This is a genomic window from Pseudomonas sp. DC1.2, from assembly GCF_034351645.1.
In the GTDB taxonomy this organism is placed as follows: Bacteria; Pseudomonadota; Gammaproteobacteria; order Pseudomonadales; family Pseudomonadaceae; genus Aquipseudomonas.
The window spans coordinates 1,083,998-1,100,229 of record NZ_CP133782.1 but is presented as its reverse complement, the minus strand read 5'-3'; the positions used below and the strand labels follow the sequence as shown (position 1 = coordinate 1,100,229).

At 60.8% G+C, this 16,232-nt stretch carries 13 protein-coding genes and 1 pseudogene; 7 read left to right on the top strand and 7 right to left on the bottom strand.

Annotated elements, in window-relative coordinates:
• Positions 1–31: 31 nt before the first annotated feature.
• The 5 genes and pseudogenes from purT to RHM68_RS04830 all read right to left on the bottom strand — a co-directional run bounded on the left by purT (position 32) and on the right by RHM68_RS04830 (position 2,929).
• On the bottom strand, positions 32–1,213 hold the full coding sequence (purT, locus tag RHM68_RS04850; protein ID WP_322220793.1) for a formate-dependent phosphoribosylglycinamide formyltransferase: 1,182 nt from the start codon (positions 1,211–1,213) through the stop codon (positions 32–34).
• Between the two features lie 98 nt (positions 1,214–1,311).
• A pseudogene (locus tag RHM68_RS04845) lies at positions 1,312–1,505 on the bottom strand (preQ0 transporter); the annotation flags it as partial.
• 32 nt (positions 1,506–1,537) lie between these two features.
• Positions 1,538–1,753 carry a DUF1289 domain-containing protein gene (locus RHM68_RS04840; RefSeq protein WP_322220792.1) on the bottom strand — a complete coding sequence of 72 codons (216 nt, stop codon included), beginning with the start codon at positions 1,751–1,753 and terminating at the stop codon, positions 1,538–1,540.
• Positions 1,750–2,274 carry a gamma carbonic anhydrase family protein gene (locus RHM68_RS04835; protein WP_322220791.1) on the bottom strand — a complete coding sequence of 175 codons (525 nt, stop codon included), beginning with the start codon at positions 2,272–2,274 and terminating at the stop codon, positions 1,750–1,752. Before RHM68_RS04835 ends, RHM68_RS04840 begins: the two co-directional genes overlap by 4 nt.
• 55 nt (positions 2,275–2,329) lie before the next feature.
• A complete protein-coding gene (locus RHM68_RS04830; protein ID WP_322220790.1) occupies positions 2,330–2,929 on the bottom strand; it encodes a CoA pyrophosphatase in 600 nt (199 codons plus the stop codon).
• Between the two features lie 146 nt (positions 2,930–3,075).
• Between RHM68_RS04830 and RHM68_RS04825 the strand changes: the two genes are divergently transcribed.
• The 7 genes from RHM68_RS04825 to nagE all read left to right on the top strand — a co-directional run bounded on the left by RHM68_RS04825 (position 3,076) and on the right by nagE (position 11,753).
• Positions 3,076–3,627, top strand: coding sequence for an NUDIX hydrolase (locus RHM68_RS04825; protein ID WP_322220789.1), 552 nt, complete (start codon positions 3,076–3,078; stop codon positions 3,625–3,627).
• Between the two features lie 67 nt (positions 3,628–3,694).
• Positions 3,695–4,198 (top strand): L,D-transpeptidase family protein, encoded by a 504-nt coding sequence (locus tag RHM68_RS04820; protein ID WP_322220788.1) that lies wholly within the window; start codon positions 3,695–3,697, stop codon positions 4,196–4,198.
• 349 nt (positions 4,199–4,547) lie between these two features.
• Positions 4,548–5,279, top strand: coding sequence for a GntR family transcriptional regulator (locus tag RHM68_RS04815; RefSeq protein ID WP_322220787.1), 732 nt, complete (start codon positions 4,548–4,550; stop codon positions 5,277–5,279).
• Between the two features lie 47 nt (positions 5,280–5,326).
• On the top strand, positions 5,327–6,433 hold the full coding sequence (gene nagA / locus RHM68_RS04810; RefSeq protein WP_322220786.1) for an N-acetylglucosamine-6-phosphate deacetylase: 1,107 nt from the start codon (positions 5,327–5,329) through the stop codon (positions 6,431–6,433).
• Entirely contained in the window at positions 6,426–7,436 is a 1,011-nt protein-coding gene (locus RHM68_RS04805; RefSeq protein ID WP_416195240.1) for an SIS domain-containing protein, read from the top strand. The genes nagA and RHM68_RS04805 overlap by 8 nt, the downstream gene beginning before the upstream one ends.
• Positions 7,437–7,484: 48 nt before the next feature.
• Positions 7,485–10,001, top strand: a complete 2,517-nt coding sequence (gene ptsP, locus RHM68_RS04800) for a phosphoenolpyruvate--protein phosphotransferase (protein ID WP_322220784.1) — start codon at positions 7,485–7,487, stop codon at positions 9,999–10,001.
• A gap of 42 nt (positions 10,002–10,043) precedes the next feature.
• Entirely contained in the window at positions 10,044–11,753 is a 1,710-nt protein-coding gene (gene nagE, locus RHM68_RS04795) for an N-acetylglucosamine-specific PTS transporter subunit IIBC (RefSeq protein ID WP_322220783.1), read from the top strand.
• 126 nt (positions 11,754–11,879) lie between these two features.
• On the opposite strand, the gene RHM68_RS04790 is transcribed toward nagE, so the two are convergent.
• Both RHM68_RS04790 and purL read right to left on the bottom strand, forming a co-directional pair.
• Positions 11,880–12,191, bottom strand: a complete 312-nt coding sequence (locus RHM68_RS04790) for a YqfO family protein (RefSeq protein WP_322220782.1) — start codon at positions 12,189–12,191, stop codon at positions 11,880–11,882.
• Positions 12,192–12,196: 5 nt separating this feature from the next.
• The gene (gene purL, locus RHM68_RS04785; protein WP_322220781.1) at positions 12,197–16,093 is read right to left on the bottom strand and encodes a phosphoribosylformylglycinamidine synthase; all 3,897 of its coding nucleotides are present in this window, start codon (positions 16,091–16,093) and stop codon (positions 12,197–12,199) included.
• Positions 16,094–16,232: the final 139 nt, after the last annotated feature.

The window sequence follows — 16,232 nt, the reverse complement described above, 5'->3', positions numbered from 1 at the left end:
CGCGGGCAAACCCGCGATGGCAGCGCCTCGGTTACAGCTCTACAACAACGGCCTGGGAAGCACGGGTCGCTTTAGCGCGAGCCGCTTCGATCGACTCATCGCGCGCTAGCGCCACACCCATCCGACGCTGGCCGTTAACTTGCGGCTTGCCGAACAGACGCAATGCCGTATCCGGTTCGCTCAGGGCAGCCCCCAGATTGGCGAAAGCGGTCTGGGTCGACTGCCCTTCCACCAGAATCACCGCCGACGCCGATGGGCCAAACTGACGGATCAATGGAATCGGCAAGCCGAGGATGGCCCGGGCGTGCAGCGCAAATTGCGACAGATCCTGAGAAATCAGGGTCACCAGCCCGGTGTCATGCGGGCGCGGCGACACTTCGCTAAACCAGACCTGATCACCTTTGATGAACAACTCAACGCCAAACAGACCACGACCACCCAGCGCCTCGGTGACGGCTTTGGCGACGCGCTCGGATTCAGCCAGGGCAATCGGGCTCATTGCTTGTGGCTGCCAGGATTCCTGGTAGTCGCCCTTCTCCTGACGGTGACCGACCGGCGCACAGAATGTAGTGCCGCCAATGTGGCGCACGGTCAGCAGGGTGATTTCATAATCGAAGTCGATAAAGCCTTCGATGATCACTCGCCCCTTACCGGCACGGCCGCCTTCTTGAGCGTAATCCCAGGCTTTCTGCACATCATCGTGGCTGCGCAACAGGCTCTGGCCTTTACCCGATGAACTCATGACCGGTTTGACCACGCACGGGAAGCCCAAGTCTTCGACTGCTTTGCTGTAATCCTCAAAGGTGTCGGCAAAGTGGTACGGCGACGTCGGCAAGTCCAGCTCTTCAGCGGCGAGGCGACGGATGCCTTCGCGATTCATGGTCAGCAGCGCGGCACGTGCCGTCGGGATCACGGTAAAGCCTTCGGCTTCCAGCTCAACCAGTGTCCCGGTGGCGATGGCTTCGATTTCCGGCACGATAAAGTGCGGCTTCTCGGCTTCGATCACCGCACGCAGGGCCGCGCCGTCGAGCATGTTGATCACGTGACTGCGATGCGCAACTTGCATGGCCGGCGCGTTCGCGTAGCGATCCACGGCAATTACTTCAACGCCCAGGCGTTGCAGCTCGATCACCACTTCCTTGCCCAACTCACCACAGCCACACAGCATTACGCGGGTCGCGGTTGGCGACAATGGAGTTCCGATACGGGTCATCTCAGGTCCTCAAGAAGCGGATCATCGAGGGATACACGCCAGGCGCGTTTCCCACGGGAAGAAAGCGCGGCATTTTACATGAACCTGAGGGTTTAGCTTCAGTTGACGACGGCCTGCTTGCGCCAGCGCCAGGCCATGAGCCGCCAGACAGCGGTCACACCGACGAACTTGGAGCGCACCGCGGCAAGGATCACGCCCGGCGTAAACGCGTCGATCGTGCCGAAAAAAATCACCTGTCGAGTGCAATACTCAGTGCCGAACTTATCCACAGGCGATCATGCAGCGGGCGCTGGTGAGGGCGCGATACAAGCAGGCAAAAAACACTCAGCTATCCGATTTGGCAGGCAGCATCCAGAGTAGACCGCTGGACTTGGCGCGCTCATGACACAAACCAAGGACCTTGCGCCGCTGCTCGTTATCCATCCGGCTCCAGCGAGTGATCTCCTCTACCGTGCGCTGACACCCGGTGCAAATGTCATGCTCATCCAGCGCACAAATGCTCACACAGGGCGAAGGGACCGGTCGTTCGGTAGCGTTCATTCTTCCTGCTCGACCAGATCGCGGGCGTAGCGCTGAGCGTTGTGTACGTAGTGAGCTGCGCTGGCTTCCAGCATCCTTTTCTGCGGTTCGGTCAGCTCGCGCACAACTTTGCCCGGCGAGCCCATGACCAGCGAACCGTCAGGAATTTCCTTGCCTTCGCCGATCAACGAATTGGCGCCAATAATGCAGTTCTTACCAATTTTCGCGCCGTTGAGGATCACCGCATTGATACCGATAAGGCTGTAATCGCCCACGGTGCAACCATGCAACATGGCGTTGTGGCCGATGGTCACACCCGTGCCGATGGTCAGCGGGTAACCCATGTCGGTGTGCATCACGGTGCCGTCCTGGACGTTACTGTTTTTACCGATGAGGATCAGTTCGTTGTCGCCACGCAGCACGGCGTTGAACCAGACGTTAGCGCCTTCTTCCAGTTTGACTTTGCCCACCAGCACGGCGTTGGGGGCGACCCAGCTCTGCGGATGGGTTTCGACGCGGGCATCGCCCAAGCGGTATTTCATCGTGTTGTCCTCAAGGCTCAGGCAGCCGCGGGTTTACGCCATACGAGCGATGGCTTCAGATATTAATAAAATGCTTGGGCGGTTGATGCAGGCTGATCTTCGCGTCATAGAGCAAGTTGATCAACTCCACGATCATGATCGCCGTCAGCCCCCAGATTTTGTACTCGCCATAACGGTAACTGGGCACGTACCAGCTACGGCCCTGGTAGTCGATGCGGTGCGTGTGCTCGCGCGGATCCTTGCGAAAAAATTCCAGAGGAACGCTGAACACAGCAGCAATCTCAGCATCGTTGGCCAGGTATTCGACAAAATTCGGCACGACGCCAACATAAGGCGTGACCTTGATACCGTGCAGGGAAATCAGCGGACTCAACGGGCCGATGACTTCGACCAGCCCCGGCGGCAGGCCGATTTCTTCTTCGGCTTCGCGCAGGGCAGTGAAAATCAGGTCAGGGTCTTCGGGGTCACGGCGACCGCCGGGAAAGGCCACTTCGCCGCCGTGAGTCGAGAGCCCGCTGGCGCGCAGGGTCAGAACCAGTTCAGGTTCATCGCTGCGGGTGATGGGCACCAGCACAGCAGCCTCGGGGAAACGCGTGTCGGTTTCCAGCGTGCGCGGTGTGTGATTACTTACCCGATGCAGTAGCTCGTCCAGCATGAGTGTTCTCGATCTGTGCCTTACCCCGCATCATGCACCAATCACACCGACCGCCCAACCCCCGAACAACCGCGTGTCGCGAAACGACAACTTGCCGACTGACACCGCCGCACGCCAAGATAGGCCCAGCATTCAGGAACCCCAGCATGAAATTTTGCAGTCAGTGCGGTAACCCAGTGACCCAGCGCATTCCCGAAGGCGATTCGCGACTGCGTTTTGTCTGTGACAGCTGTCAGACCATTCACTACCAGAACCCCAATATCGTCGCCGGTTGCGTGGCGACCTGGGGTTCGAAAGTGTTGCTGTGCCGTCGCGCCATCGAGCCCCGCCTCGGCTATTGGACCCTGCCCGCCGGGTTTATGGAAAACGGTGAAACCATCGAACAAGGCGCCATCCGCGAAACCGCCGAAGAAGCCTGCGCCCGCGTGCGCAACCTGAGCCTCTACACGCTGATCGACGTGCCCCACATCAGCCAGGTGCATGTTTTTTTCCGCGCCGAACTGGTGGACCTGGATTTCTCCGCAGGCCCCGAGAGCCTGGAAGTCCAGCTTTTCGAAGAAGCCGACATCCCTTGGTCAGACCTGGCTTTCCGCACGGTAGGCCGTACCTTAGAATGTTTTTTCGCTGACCGGCAGACCGAACAATACCCCGTGCGTTGCGAATCGATCCCGCCGCTCACTCAGCCGGCCCTCACTTAAAACGCTGGTTGAAAGACAGTACCGCTCACTCATAAATAGCCGCGACACCTCTAGGGATATCGTTTCAATGCGTTGGTTGCTTGCCCTGTTTTGCTTGTCGTTCGTCGCTGTCTCCCACGCTTCCACCACGGAAATGCTGGGTGGCAAAGTCATCGAAAAAGTCCTGGTTCTCAAATCCGCCCATCAACTGCAATTGATCAACGACGGCAAGCCGCTCAAGACCTATCGCATTTCACTGGGTAAAAAGCCTAAAGGCGCGAAGCTGATGGAGGGCGATAAACGCACCCCAGAAGGTTTCTATTGGATCGACTGGCGTAAGACCAGTGAGCATTTCAACCTGGCGATGCACATTTCCTACCCGAACATCAGCGACTCCGCACGCTCGCGACGTGAAGGCGTCGCGCCAGGCGGCATGATCATGATCCACGGCACACCGGACACCGAAGAAACGCCGGAAGAGCTGTTCCATACACTGGACTGGACCGACGGCTGCATTGCCATGCGCAACATGGACATGCGTGAAGTCTGGGGCCTAGTGCCCGATGGCACGATGATCGAGATTCGGCCGTAACCCTCCACGCGTGATCGTTCCCCAGCTCTGCGTGGCAACGATCAATCGTGTACTGACCGCTACCTTCGGTCGCCCTCCGAAAAAATAAATCAAAAGATCGCACGCCGCGGCAGCGCCTACAGGGTTGATACCACTCCCCTGCGTAGCCGCTGCCGCAGGCTGCTATCTTTGCTTTCAAAACCCCCACCGCTAATACCACTTAAAGCCAACCCTAAAAAACCTTGCTCAAAGGCCCCGGTTTTACTGCGCCTTGAGCAAAGTGGTCTGATTGACATGGTATTTAAGTGGTATTAGCTTTCGCCCATTAGCGGGAAATAAAACACCAATAACCGCCTCGGACATCCCAGACATGAATGACCTCCAGGCCCTACGTCCTGACGACACTCAGCCGACACCGTTGTACCTGCAACTGGCGCGCAATCTTGAAGCCGCGATCCATGCCGGCCAATGGAAAGCCGAACAGGCCATGCCGTCCGAGCGCAACCTCAGCGAATTGCTGGGTATCTCCCGCGTCACCGCGCGCAAGGCGCTGGAAGTGTTGTTCGAGCAAGGCCTGATTCGTCGCCACCAAGGTTCCGGCACCTTTATCACACCTCGCCTGGAGCAACCGCTGTCGCGTCTCTCGGGGTTCAGCGAAATGCTCCGGCTGAAGGGCTTCGTTCCCGGTTCGCAATGGCTGGAACGGGAAATTACTCCGCCGACCCACGAAGAGTTGATCCGCCTGGGCCTCTCGCCGAACGACAAAGTCGCGCGACTCAAACGCCTGCGCAAGGCCGACGACACCGTGATGGCCATCGAGATGAGTACCCTGCCCGCCTCGATCATCCCCAAGCCGCAAGCCGTGAGCGATTCCCTCTACGAATACCTTGATGGCATTGGCAAGCCGGTGGTCCGCGCACTGCAACACATCCAGGCCATTAACGCCTCCGACGAGTTCGCCGCACTGGTGGGTATCGCCCCTGGCACTGCCATGCTGCTGATGACCCGAGTGGGCTACCTGGAAGACAACACGCCCATCGAAGTGACCGACACTTATTGCCGCAACGACTATTACGATTTTGTTGCCGAGCTTCGTCGCTAGAACGCTTCGTCGCCAAGCCGCTGCACCGCTAAACAAGAGACCTGATCATGCCTGAAGACAACATCCTCACCGCCCACGGCTGGATTCGCGGCCGGCTGATTCACGAGCACGGCAAAGTCGTGTCCATCGAAGGCACACCGTGCGATCCGGCAGACAACGAACTGCCTTACTTGCTGCCGGGCTTCATCGACCTGCACGTACACGGCGGCGGCGGCAAAGACATCATGGAAGGTGCCAGCGCCTTCGAAACCATCACCCGAACCCACCTGCGTTTCGGCACCACCTCACTGCTGGCCACCACCATGACCGCGCCGAGTGCCGAAATTTCCAGCGTACTCAAAGCCGTTGGCGACTACTGCGAACAGCGCCCGAAAGGCTGCGCCCGGATTCTCGGTGTACACCTGGAAGGGCCGTACATCAACCCTGGCAAACTCGGTGCTCAGCCGAACTTCGCCCACACTGCTTTGATGGCCGAAGTCGAAGCGTACATGGCCCTGGCGCCGATTCGCGTGATCACCATCGCCCCGGAAATCGCCGGTCATAACGAGTTGATCCGAGCCCTCAGCGCTCGCGGCGTGCGCATGCAAATTGGCCACACCCTGGGCAGCTATGAAGAGGGCGTCGCTGCACTGAGCGCGGGCGCCAGCAGTTTCACCCACCTCTACAACGCCATGACCTCGCTGCATCACCGCGAGCCGGGCATCGTTGGCGCGGCGCTGGCCCACGCTCAATACGCTGAGCTGATTCCGGATTTAATCCACGTACACCCCGGCGCCATCCGCGTGGCCCTGCGCGCGATCCCCTGCCTGTATTGCGTCACCGATTCCACCGCCGCCGCCGGCATGCCCGATGGCGAGTACAAGCTCGGCAGCCACACGGTGACCAAATGCCTGGGCGGCGTGCGCCTGGCCGACGGCACGTTGGCTGGCAGCACCCTGACCATGGATCAAGCCCTGCGCAACCTGGTGAAGGTCGGCTTGCCGATTGCCGAGGCTTCGCAACGGGTGTCGCAATTCCCCGCCGACTACCTCGGCCTCACCGAACGCGGGCGCTTGCAGCCCGGCGCCTGGGCCGACTGCGTGCGGCTGGATCGCTCACTGACACTGACCGCCGTGATGGTCGAAGGAGAAGACATTGACTTCAAAAATGCTTGAAGAGGCACTGTCCTCGTTCGAGGCCGTGCATACCCAATTGCAGCACCTGGACCCGCAGATGATCGAGATCGCCGCACGCCTGCGCCGTCAGCCGCCGCAGGTGGCGATGACCATCGCTCGCGGCAGTTCCGACCATGCTGCGAGTTACTTCGCCTACCTGACCATGCAGCAACTGGGCATTCCGGTGGCGTCGTTGCCAATGTCGGTGGTGACCCTGCAACAGGCACCGTTGAAGGTCAGCGGCCAAGTGGCGTTCGCGTTCTCGCAGTCGGGACAAAGCCCGGACTTGGTGAACAGCCTGCGTCTGCTGCGCAAGCGCGGTGCCCTGAGCATTTCCATGGTCAACGCCGAGAACTCACCACTGGAAGCCGCCTGCGAGTTCAGCCTGCCGCTGTGCGCCGGCACGGAAAGCAGCGTCGCAGCGACCAAAAGTTTTATCGCCACCCTCAGCGCCAGTTCACGCCTTGTCGCGCATTGGAATGAAGATCCGGCATTGCTCGATGCCGGCCTCGCCCTGCCGCAGGGGCTGCGCGAGGCCGCGCAACAGGACTGGAGTTTAGCCATCGACAGCTTGCGTGATTGCCAACGCTTGATGGTGATCGGTCGCGGCGCCGGTTTTGCCATCGCCCAGGAAGCTGCGCTCAAGTTCAAGGAAACCTCGTCGATCCAGGCCGAAGCCTTCAGCAGCGCCGAGGTCCGTCACGGTCCTATGGCATTGATCGGCGAGCAGTATCCACTGCTGGTATTCGCCCCGCGCGGCGCCGAACAGGCTGGTTTACTGAGCCTGGCCGCCGACATGCGCCAGCGCGGCGCCAGGGTGCTGCTGGCCGCACCGGATGACATCGAACACCGCGACCTGACCCTGAGCCGTGCCGAGCACCCTGCCCTCGACCCGATTCTGGCGATCCAGAGTTTTTACGTGATGGCGGCCGGGTTAGCCGTTGCCCGAGGCATGGACCCGGACCAGCCACAATACTTGAGCAAAGTGACGCGCACCCACTGAGCCCGACCCGGACACCTTTTTAGCTGCGCTTCCTGATGAGACTGAGCCATGCACAACAACAATAAAGAGCTGACCCTCAGCGCCCCGCTCAGCGGCCCGGTGCTCACCCTCGCCAACGTCCCCGACCCCGTGTTCGCCAGCGGGGCGATGGGCGACGGAATCGCCATCGACCCGCTGAACGATACCCTCCATGCACCGTGTGCCGGCGTCGTGATCCATGTTGCGCGCACCGGCCATGCGATCACCTTGCGCGCCGACAACGGCGTCGAATTGCTCTTGCACCTGGGCCTCGACACCGTCGAATTGCAGGGCGAAGGCTTCTCCGTACTGGTCAAGGAAGGCTCACGCGTCAGCCATGGCCAACCGCTGCTGCGCTATGACCTGGACAAGGTTGCGCAGCAGTGCAAAAGCCTGGTCAGTTTGATGATCGTGACCAACAGCGAGGATTTTCAGTCGCGGCCCATTACCCTGAAAGCGGTGAAGGTGGGCGATCCGCTGCTGCATATCATTCGGCGCCGAGCCAACGCTGCGCAAGCTGAGGTCGAGGTCACAGGCATCGACGTTCATGGCCATGTGCGCATCGCCCATCGTGGCGGGTTGCATGCTCGGCCAGCCGCACTGATTCGTCAGACCGCGCTAAGCTTCAAAAGCAAATCGCAGCTGCATTTCGCCGGAAAGTCGGCCGCTTGCGAGAGTTTGATTGGGCTGATGAGCCTGGCCATCGGCGAGCAGGATGACGTCCATGTCAGCAGTCAGGGCCCGGATGCTGAAGCGGCGCTGCACGCGTTGTTAATGGCGTTATCCACCGCCCTGGCCGAAGACCACCACGCGGTGACGCCGGCACCGAGCGCCCAACCGCATCGCGCTGCCAAAGCCGGTGTATTACAAGGTGTTTGCGCGGCGCCGGGTCTGGTCGCAGGCCCGCTGTTTCGTTTGAACGCGATCAGTCTGCCGGTGGACGACAGCCAGCATGAACCGGCGCCCCAACGGCAAGCCCTCGACTCTGCGCTGAGCCGGGTGCGCAGCGATATCGAACACACGCTGATCCACGCCAGAGCGCACAAAAACACCGACGAAGAAGCGATTTTCGCCGCCCACCTTGCCCTGCTCGAAGACCCGGTGTTACTGGAAGCCGCAAACGGTTCGATCACTCAAGGCATGGCCGCCACTCATGCGTGGAGCCAATCCATCGATGCACAGTGCGAGGTGCTCCAACAACTCGGCAGCGCACTCCTGGCCGAACGCGCCAACGACCTGCGCGACCTCAAACAACGGGTGCTGCGCGCCCTGCTCGGGGAAGCCTGGCATTACAGCGTGCCGGCCGGTGCGATCGTCGTCGCCCATGAGCTAACGCCGTCGGACTTGCTGCAACTGAGCCAACAAGGTGTCGCCGGAATGTGCATGGCCGCAGGCGGCGCGACTTCCCACGTGGCGATTCTCGCTCGCGGTAAAGGCCTGCCGTGCATGGTTGCACTGGGGTCGGCGCTGCTGGCTCTGCCGCCAGGCCAAGTCGTGGTGCTGGATGCCGACGGCGGACGCCTGGAGCTGACGCCGACAGCAGAACGTCTGGCCGAGGTGAGCCAGGCGCAACTCAAGCACCAACAACGTCGAGCCCAGCAGCAGGCGCACGCACACACGCCGGCGTTGACCCTCGACGGCATGCACATTGAAGTCGCGGCGAATGTCGCGTCCAGCGCTGAGGCCGGCGATGCGCTGGCCAATGGTGCCGATGGTGTCGGCCTGTTGCGCACCGAGTTTCTGTTTGTGGACCGCCAGACCGCGCCAAGCGAACAGGAACAACAACTCGCCTATCAAGCAGTGCTCGACGCCATGGGCGACAAATCGGTGATCATTCGCACCATCGACGTCGGTGGCGACAAACAGCTCGCTTACCTGCCACTGCCGATTGAAGCGAATCCTGTGCTCGGTCTGCGCGGCATTCGCCTGGCTCAGGTACGACCGGAATTGCTCGATCAACAACTGCGGGCGCTGCTGCACGTCAGGCCATTGTCGCGCTGCCGAATTCTGTTGCCGATGGTCACCGAAGTCGATGAGCTGCTGCTCATCCGCCAACGCCTCGACGCCTTGTGTGCTGAACTCGGCCTGACTCAGCGCCCGGAGTTGGGAGTCATGATCGAAGTGCCGGCTGCCGCGCTGCTGGCCGAGCAACTGGCCGAACACGCGGACTTCCTGTCCATCGGCACCAACGATCTGTCCCAGTACACCCTGGCCATGGACCGCGACCACGCCGGCCTCGCCTCACGGGTCGATGCCCTGCACCCGGCGCTCCTGCGGCTGATCGCTCAGACTTGTGCCGGGGCGGCGGTGCATAAACGTTGGGTCGGTGTCTGTGGCGCGCTTGCCGGCGACCCGCTGGCCACGCCCGTCCTGATCGGTTTGGGGGTGAGCGAGTTGTCCGTCAGCCCGGTGCAAATCGGCGAAATAAAAGACCGCGTCCGCCACCTCGACGCAAGCGAATGCCGACGCATCAGCCAACAGTTGCTCACGTTGAGCAGCGCCGCCGCGGTGCGTCATGCCTGTCACCAACAATGGCCTCTGAGCTGAACCACAGCGACTAAAAACAACAAGAACCCAGGGAGATCCGCCATGTACCACTACTTTATCGAAGGCCTGCAACGCCTCGGCCGCGCGCTGATGCTACCGATCGCGATCCTGCCGATTGCGGGATTGCTGCTGCGTCTGGGCGACACCGACCTGCTGAACATCGCGATCATCCACGACGCCGGCCAAGTGATCTTCGCCAACCTGGCAATGATCTTCGCCATCGGTATTGCCGTTGGCTTCGCCAAAGACAACAACGGCACGGCAGGTCTTGCCGGGGTGATTGGTTATCTGGTGATGATCTCCACGCTCAAAGTGCTGGATGCGAGCATCAACATGGGCATGCTCGCCGGAATCGTCAGCGGCTTGATGGCCGGCGCGCTGTATAACCGCTTCAAGGACATCAAGCTGCCGGAGTACCTGGCGTTCTTCGGTGGCCGGCGCTTCGTGCCCATCGTCACCGGTTTTGCCGCCGTCGGCCTCGGCCTGGTATTCGGCCTGATCTGGCCGCCGATCCAGCATGGCATCAACAGCTTCGGCGCATTGATGATGGAAAGCGGCAGCATCGGCGCCTTCGTCTTCGGCGTGTTCAACCGACTGCTGATCATCACCGGCCTGCACCACATCCTCAACAACATGGCGTGGTTCGTGTTCGGCAACTTCACCGACCCGACCACGGGCGCCATCGTCACCGGCGACCTGTCGCGCTATTTTGCCGGCGACCCAAAGGGCGGCCAGTTTATGACCGGCATGTTCCCGATGATGATCTTCGGCTTGCCCGCCGCGTGCCTGGCGATGTACCGCAATGCACTACCGGAACGGCGCAAAGTCATGGGCGGGATATTTTTGTCGATGGCGCTCACTTCGTTCCTGACGGGCGTGACCGAACCGATCGAATTCGCCTTTATGTTCCTCGCGCCAATGCTGTACCTACTGCATGCACTGCTGACCGGCCTGTCGATGGCCATCACCAATATGCTGAACATCCACTTGGGCTTTACCTTCTCCGGGGGCTTCATCGACATGGTGCTCGGCTGGGGCAAATCCACCAATGGCTGGCGGGTGGTGCCGGTAGGGCTGGCGTATGCGGTGATCTACTACGTCGTGTTTGATGTCTGTATTCGCAAGTTCAACCTCAAGACGCCGGGACGCGAAGAGGTGCCGACCGGCGAAAAAGTTGTGTTCGCCGAAAACGAACGGGCCGGGGCGTATATCAAAGCGTTGGGCGGTGCTGACAATTTGATCACTGTTGGCGCCTGTACCACACGGTTGCGGCTGGACATGGTGGATCGCAACAAAGCCAACGATGCGCAGTTGAAAGCGCTGGGGGCAATGGCGGTGGTGAGACCCGGCAAGGGTGGTAGTTTGCAGATCGTCGTCGGGCCGATGGCGGACAGCATTGCTGATGAGATTCGCTTGGCAATGCCTGCGCTGGGCCGCACGGAAATCAGTGCCCCCGCTGCCGTTATCGAGGAGTCAAAACCTGTCGCTGTGCCGCAAGCGCAGCAATGGCTAATGGCATTGGGCGGTGGGGAGAATGTGTTGCAGATGGACTGCATCGCCATGACCCGGATTCGACTGCAACTGGCGGATGGCAAGGCGCTGGCGGAGTGCCGACTGAAGGAACTGGGCTGCCTTGGCGTTAGCCAATTCGAGGGCGGCATTTGGCATTTATTGATTGGCGACAAGGCGCCGAGTTTGAGCGGGGCGCTGGAGGCGTTGATGAATCGCAGCGAGGTAAGTGCCAAGGTTTAGCCACAGTTTTGACGGGAGCATCCGGGAAAAAATGCTGGGCTGGCTGGCCACCACGACCAACCCCCAAACAACAAAAAACCCGCTGAAATCACTCTCAGCGGGTTTCCCGTTTTAGCGGCAGAAAGGTCAGAAATCTTCCAGCCGCCACACTTCATAAGCCGGCGTCTCGTAGGGATGACTGAGTTTCAATGCGGCCACTGCAGCCACGATCAACTCATCCGCCACCACCAGCTCAACCTTCCATTCCTCAACCTGCTCAACCTGTCCGGCCTCGCCAATAAACGGCTGACTGCCATCCAAAGGTCGAAACTGACCCAGACCCAGCACCTGCCATGCGCAATGATCATAAGCGCCGATCCGCCCACCACCCGCGGCGAACACGGCACCTTTGACCTGCTCTACATGGCGGGTCGGAACAAAAAAGCTGAGCTTGTACACAGCGCTTAGTTAACCCAGACGCGCGCATTACGGAACATACGCATCCAAGGTGCGTCTTCGTTCCAGTCTTCCGAACGCCACGAGTTCTGCACAGCGCGGAACACACGTTCCGGGTGCGGCATCATGATGGTCACGCGACCGTCGCGGCTGGTCAGCCCGGTGATACCGCGCGGCGAGCCGTTCGGGTTGGCCGGGTACTTTTCGGTGACCTTGCCGTGGTTGTCGACGAAGCGCATCGCCACGCAACCCGACAGATCGGCCTCCAGCAGCGCTTCTTCATTTTCGAACTCGGCATGGCCTTCACCGTGCGCGATGGCGATTGGCATGCGCGAACCGGCCATGCCCTGGAGGAAGATCGAGTTCGATTCCTGGACCTGAACCATCGCCACACGGGCCTCAAACTGCTCGGAGCGGTTACGCACAAAGTGCGGCCAGAACTCGCTGCCGGGGATCAGTTCGTGCAGGTTGGACATCATCTGGCAACCGTTGCACACGCCGAGGGTGAAGCTGTCGTTGCGTTCGAAGAAACCCTGGAACGCATCGCGCGCACGGCTGTTGAACAGCGCGGACTTGGCCCAGCCTTCACCGGCACCCAGCACGTCGCCGTAGGAGAAACCGCCGCAAGCAACCATGCCCTTGAAGTCGTTCAGGTCGACACGGCCGGCCAGAATGTCGCTCATGTGGACGTCGATCGCGTTGAAACCTGCGCGGTCGAAGGCGGCTGCCATTTCCACCTGGCCGTTGACGCCCTGCTCACGCAAGACAGCAACCTGTGGCCGAATGCCTTTTTTGATGTAAGGCGCCGCGACGTCCTGGTTAACGTCGAAGCTCAGCTTGACGCTCAAGCCAGGGTTGTCTTCTTCCAGCAGCACATCGAACTCTTGCTCGGCGCAGTCGACGTTGTCACGCAGACGCTGGATCTGATAGCTGGTTTCAGCCCACTGACGTTGCAGCAGACGACGCTGGCCTTCGAACACGGTCTCGCCGTTGAAGGTGATGTTGATCTGGCCGTTATTCATCGGCTGACCGACTACCGAGACGCAATCGCCCAGACCGGCAGCGCTGAACTGCGCGAGGATGTCCGGGGTCGCGTCCTGGCGAACCTGGATCACGGCACCCAATTCTTCGTTGAACAGGATCGCGGCGATGTCGGCGGACGTTTCAGCCAGACCGTCGAGGTTCAGGCTCAGGCCGCAGTGACCGGCGAAGGCCATTTCCACGACGCTGGTCAGCAGACCACCATCGGAACGGTCGTGGTATGCCAACAGGTGGCCGTCAGCATTAAGGCCCTGGATCACGGCGAAGAAGGCTTTGAGGTCTTCGGCATCGTCAACGTCCGGCGCTTGCGAGCCGAGCTTGCCGTGAACCTGGGCCAGAATAGAGGCGCCCATGCGGTTCTGACCACGGCCCAGATCGATCAGGATCAGGTCAGTGGTGCCCTTGTCCATACGCAGTTCCGGGGTCATGGTCTGACGGATATCAGCCACTGGTGCGAAACCGGTCACGATCAAGGACATTGGCGAAGTGACGGTTTTGTCGACGCCTTCATCGTTCCAGCGCGTGGCCATGGACATGGAGTCCTTGCCCACCGGAATGGTAATACCCAAGTCCGGGCACAGTTCCATGCCGACCGCTTTCACGGTGTCGTACAGCCGCGCGTCTTCACCTGGGTGACCAGCAGCAGACATCCAGTTCGCCGACAGTTTGATGTCGGAAATCTTGTTGATGCGCGAAGCCGAGATGTTGGTCAGGGTTTCGCCGATGGCCATACGGCCCGACGCCGGAGCGTCCAGCAGTGCCAGCGGAGTGCGCTCGCCCATGGCCATGGCTTCACCGGTGTAGACGTCGAAGCTGGTGGCGGTGACGGCAACGTCAGCCACCGGAACCTGCCACGGGCCGACCATTTGGTCACGGGCCACGAGGCCGGTGATGGTGCGGTCGCCGATGGTGATCAGGAAGCTTTTGCTGGCCACGGCCGGGTGATGCAGAACGCGTTCAACGCAGTCAGCAATTTCCAGGGTGCTTGGATCGAAGTCGTCGCCCAGCTCGTTTTCACGAACGGCCGAACGGTGCATGCGCGGGGCTTTGCCCAGCAGCACTTCGAGTGGCATGTCGACCGGGTTATTAGCGAAGTGGCTGTCGGTGACTGTCAGCTGCGGTTCGGCAGTGGCTTCGCCGACCACGGCAAACGGGCATCGCTCGCGTTCGCAGATCGCCTGGAAGCGTTCGAAGTCGGCCGGGCCGACCGCCAGAACGTAGCGCTCCTGAGATTCGTTACTCCAGATTTCGTGCGGGGCCATGCCCGGCTCGTCGTTTGGAATGTTACGCAGTTCGAAACGGCCACCGCGGTTACCGTCATTGACCAGTTCCGGGAAGGCGTTGGACAGACCGCCCGCGCCGACGTCGTGGATGAAGCTGATCGGGTTTTTGTCACCCAACTGCCAGCAACGGTCGATGACTTCCTGGCAGCGACGTTCCATTTCCGGGTTTTCGCGCTGTACGGAGGCGAAGTCCAGGTCGGCCGAGCGGGTGCCGGTGGCCATGGAGGAAGCAGCGCCGCCGCCCAGACCGATGAGCATCGCCGGGCCGCCGAGGACGATCAGCTTGGAGCCCACGGTGATCTCGGCTTTCTGGACGTGTTCGGCACGGATGTTACCCATGCCGCCGGCCAGCATGATCGGCTTGTGGTAACCGCGAACTTCGTCGCCACGCGGGGTGGTGATCGACTGTTCGAAGGTACGGAAGTAACCGGTCAGGGCCGGACGCCCGAACTCGTTGTTGAACGCGGCGCCGCCGAGCGGACCTTCGATCATGATGTCGAGTGCGGTAACGATGCGCTCAGGCTTGCCATACGGCACTTCCCACGGCTGTTCGAAGCCTGGAATTTGCAGGTTGGACACGGTGAAACCCGTCAGGCCAGCCTTGGGCTTGGCACCGCGACCGGTAGCGCCTTCGTCGCGAATCTCGCCGCCACTGCCGGTGGCGGCGCCAGGGAACGGGGCAATCGCAGTCGGGTGGTTGTGAGTTTCGACTTTCATCAGAATGTGTACCGGTTCCTGTACCGCACCGTACTGGCGGGTTTCAGGGTCCGGGAAGAAACGGCCGGCAACGTTGCCGACGATCACCGAAGCGTTGTCCTTATAAGCCGACAGAACGCCTTCGCTGTGCATCACGTAGGTGTTCTTGATCATGCCGAACAGGCTTTTTTCCTGGCTCTGACCATCGATATCCCAACTGGCGTTGAAGATCTTGTGACGGCAGTGCTCGGAGTTGGCCTGAGCGAACATCATCAGTTCGATGTCGTGCGGGTTGCGCTTCAAGCCAACGAAGGCTTCGACCAGGTAGTCGATCTCGTCTTCGGCCAAGGCCAGGCCCAGCTCGGTGTTGGCTTTTTCGAGCGCAGCGCGGCCGCCACCCAACACGTCAATCGCGGTCAGGGGCTTGGGCTCGGAGTGGCTGAACAGGCCGGCGGCCTGTTCGAGGCTACCCAGCACGATCTGGGTCATGCGGTCGTGCAGTACGTCGGCAATCAGTTGCGCATCAGCGTCGCTGAACTGGCCGGCCACGTAGAACGCGATGCCGCGCTCCAGACGTTGGACCTTGCTCAGGCCACAGTTGCGAGCGATGTCGCTGGCTTTACTGGACCACGGCGAGATGGTGCCAAAACGTGGCAACACCAGGAACAGACGACCGGTGGGTTCTTGTACCGGGACACTTGGGCCGTACTTCAGAAGGCGCGCGAGCACCTGCTGTTCGTCGCCGGTCAGGACGCCGGTGACTTCGGCGAAGTGAGCGAATTCAGCATACAAGCCGCTGACAGCCGATACCTTCTGGCTCAGTTGCTCAAGGAGTTTGCTGTGGCGAAAGGCAGAAAGGGCAGGAGCGCCGCGCAGGATCAACATCTTCGGGACAGCCTCGGGAAGGGGTGTGCTTTGAGGCCGTGCATTCTAGCCTAAACCGCCCGCGACATCACCCGAAACGGCATGGCTGACTGCACCCGGACGTCGGGCCACGGATTGGGCCTTGAAACAGCGCTCCGGC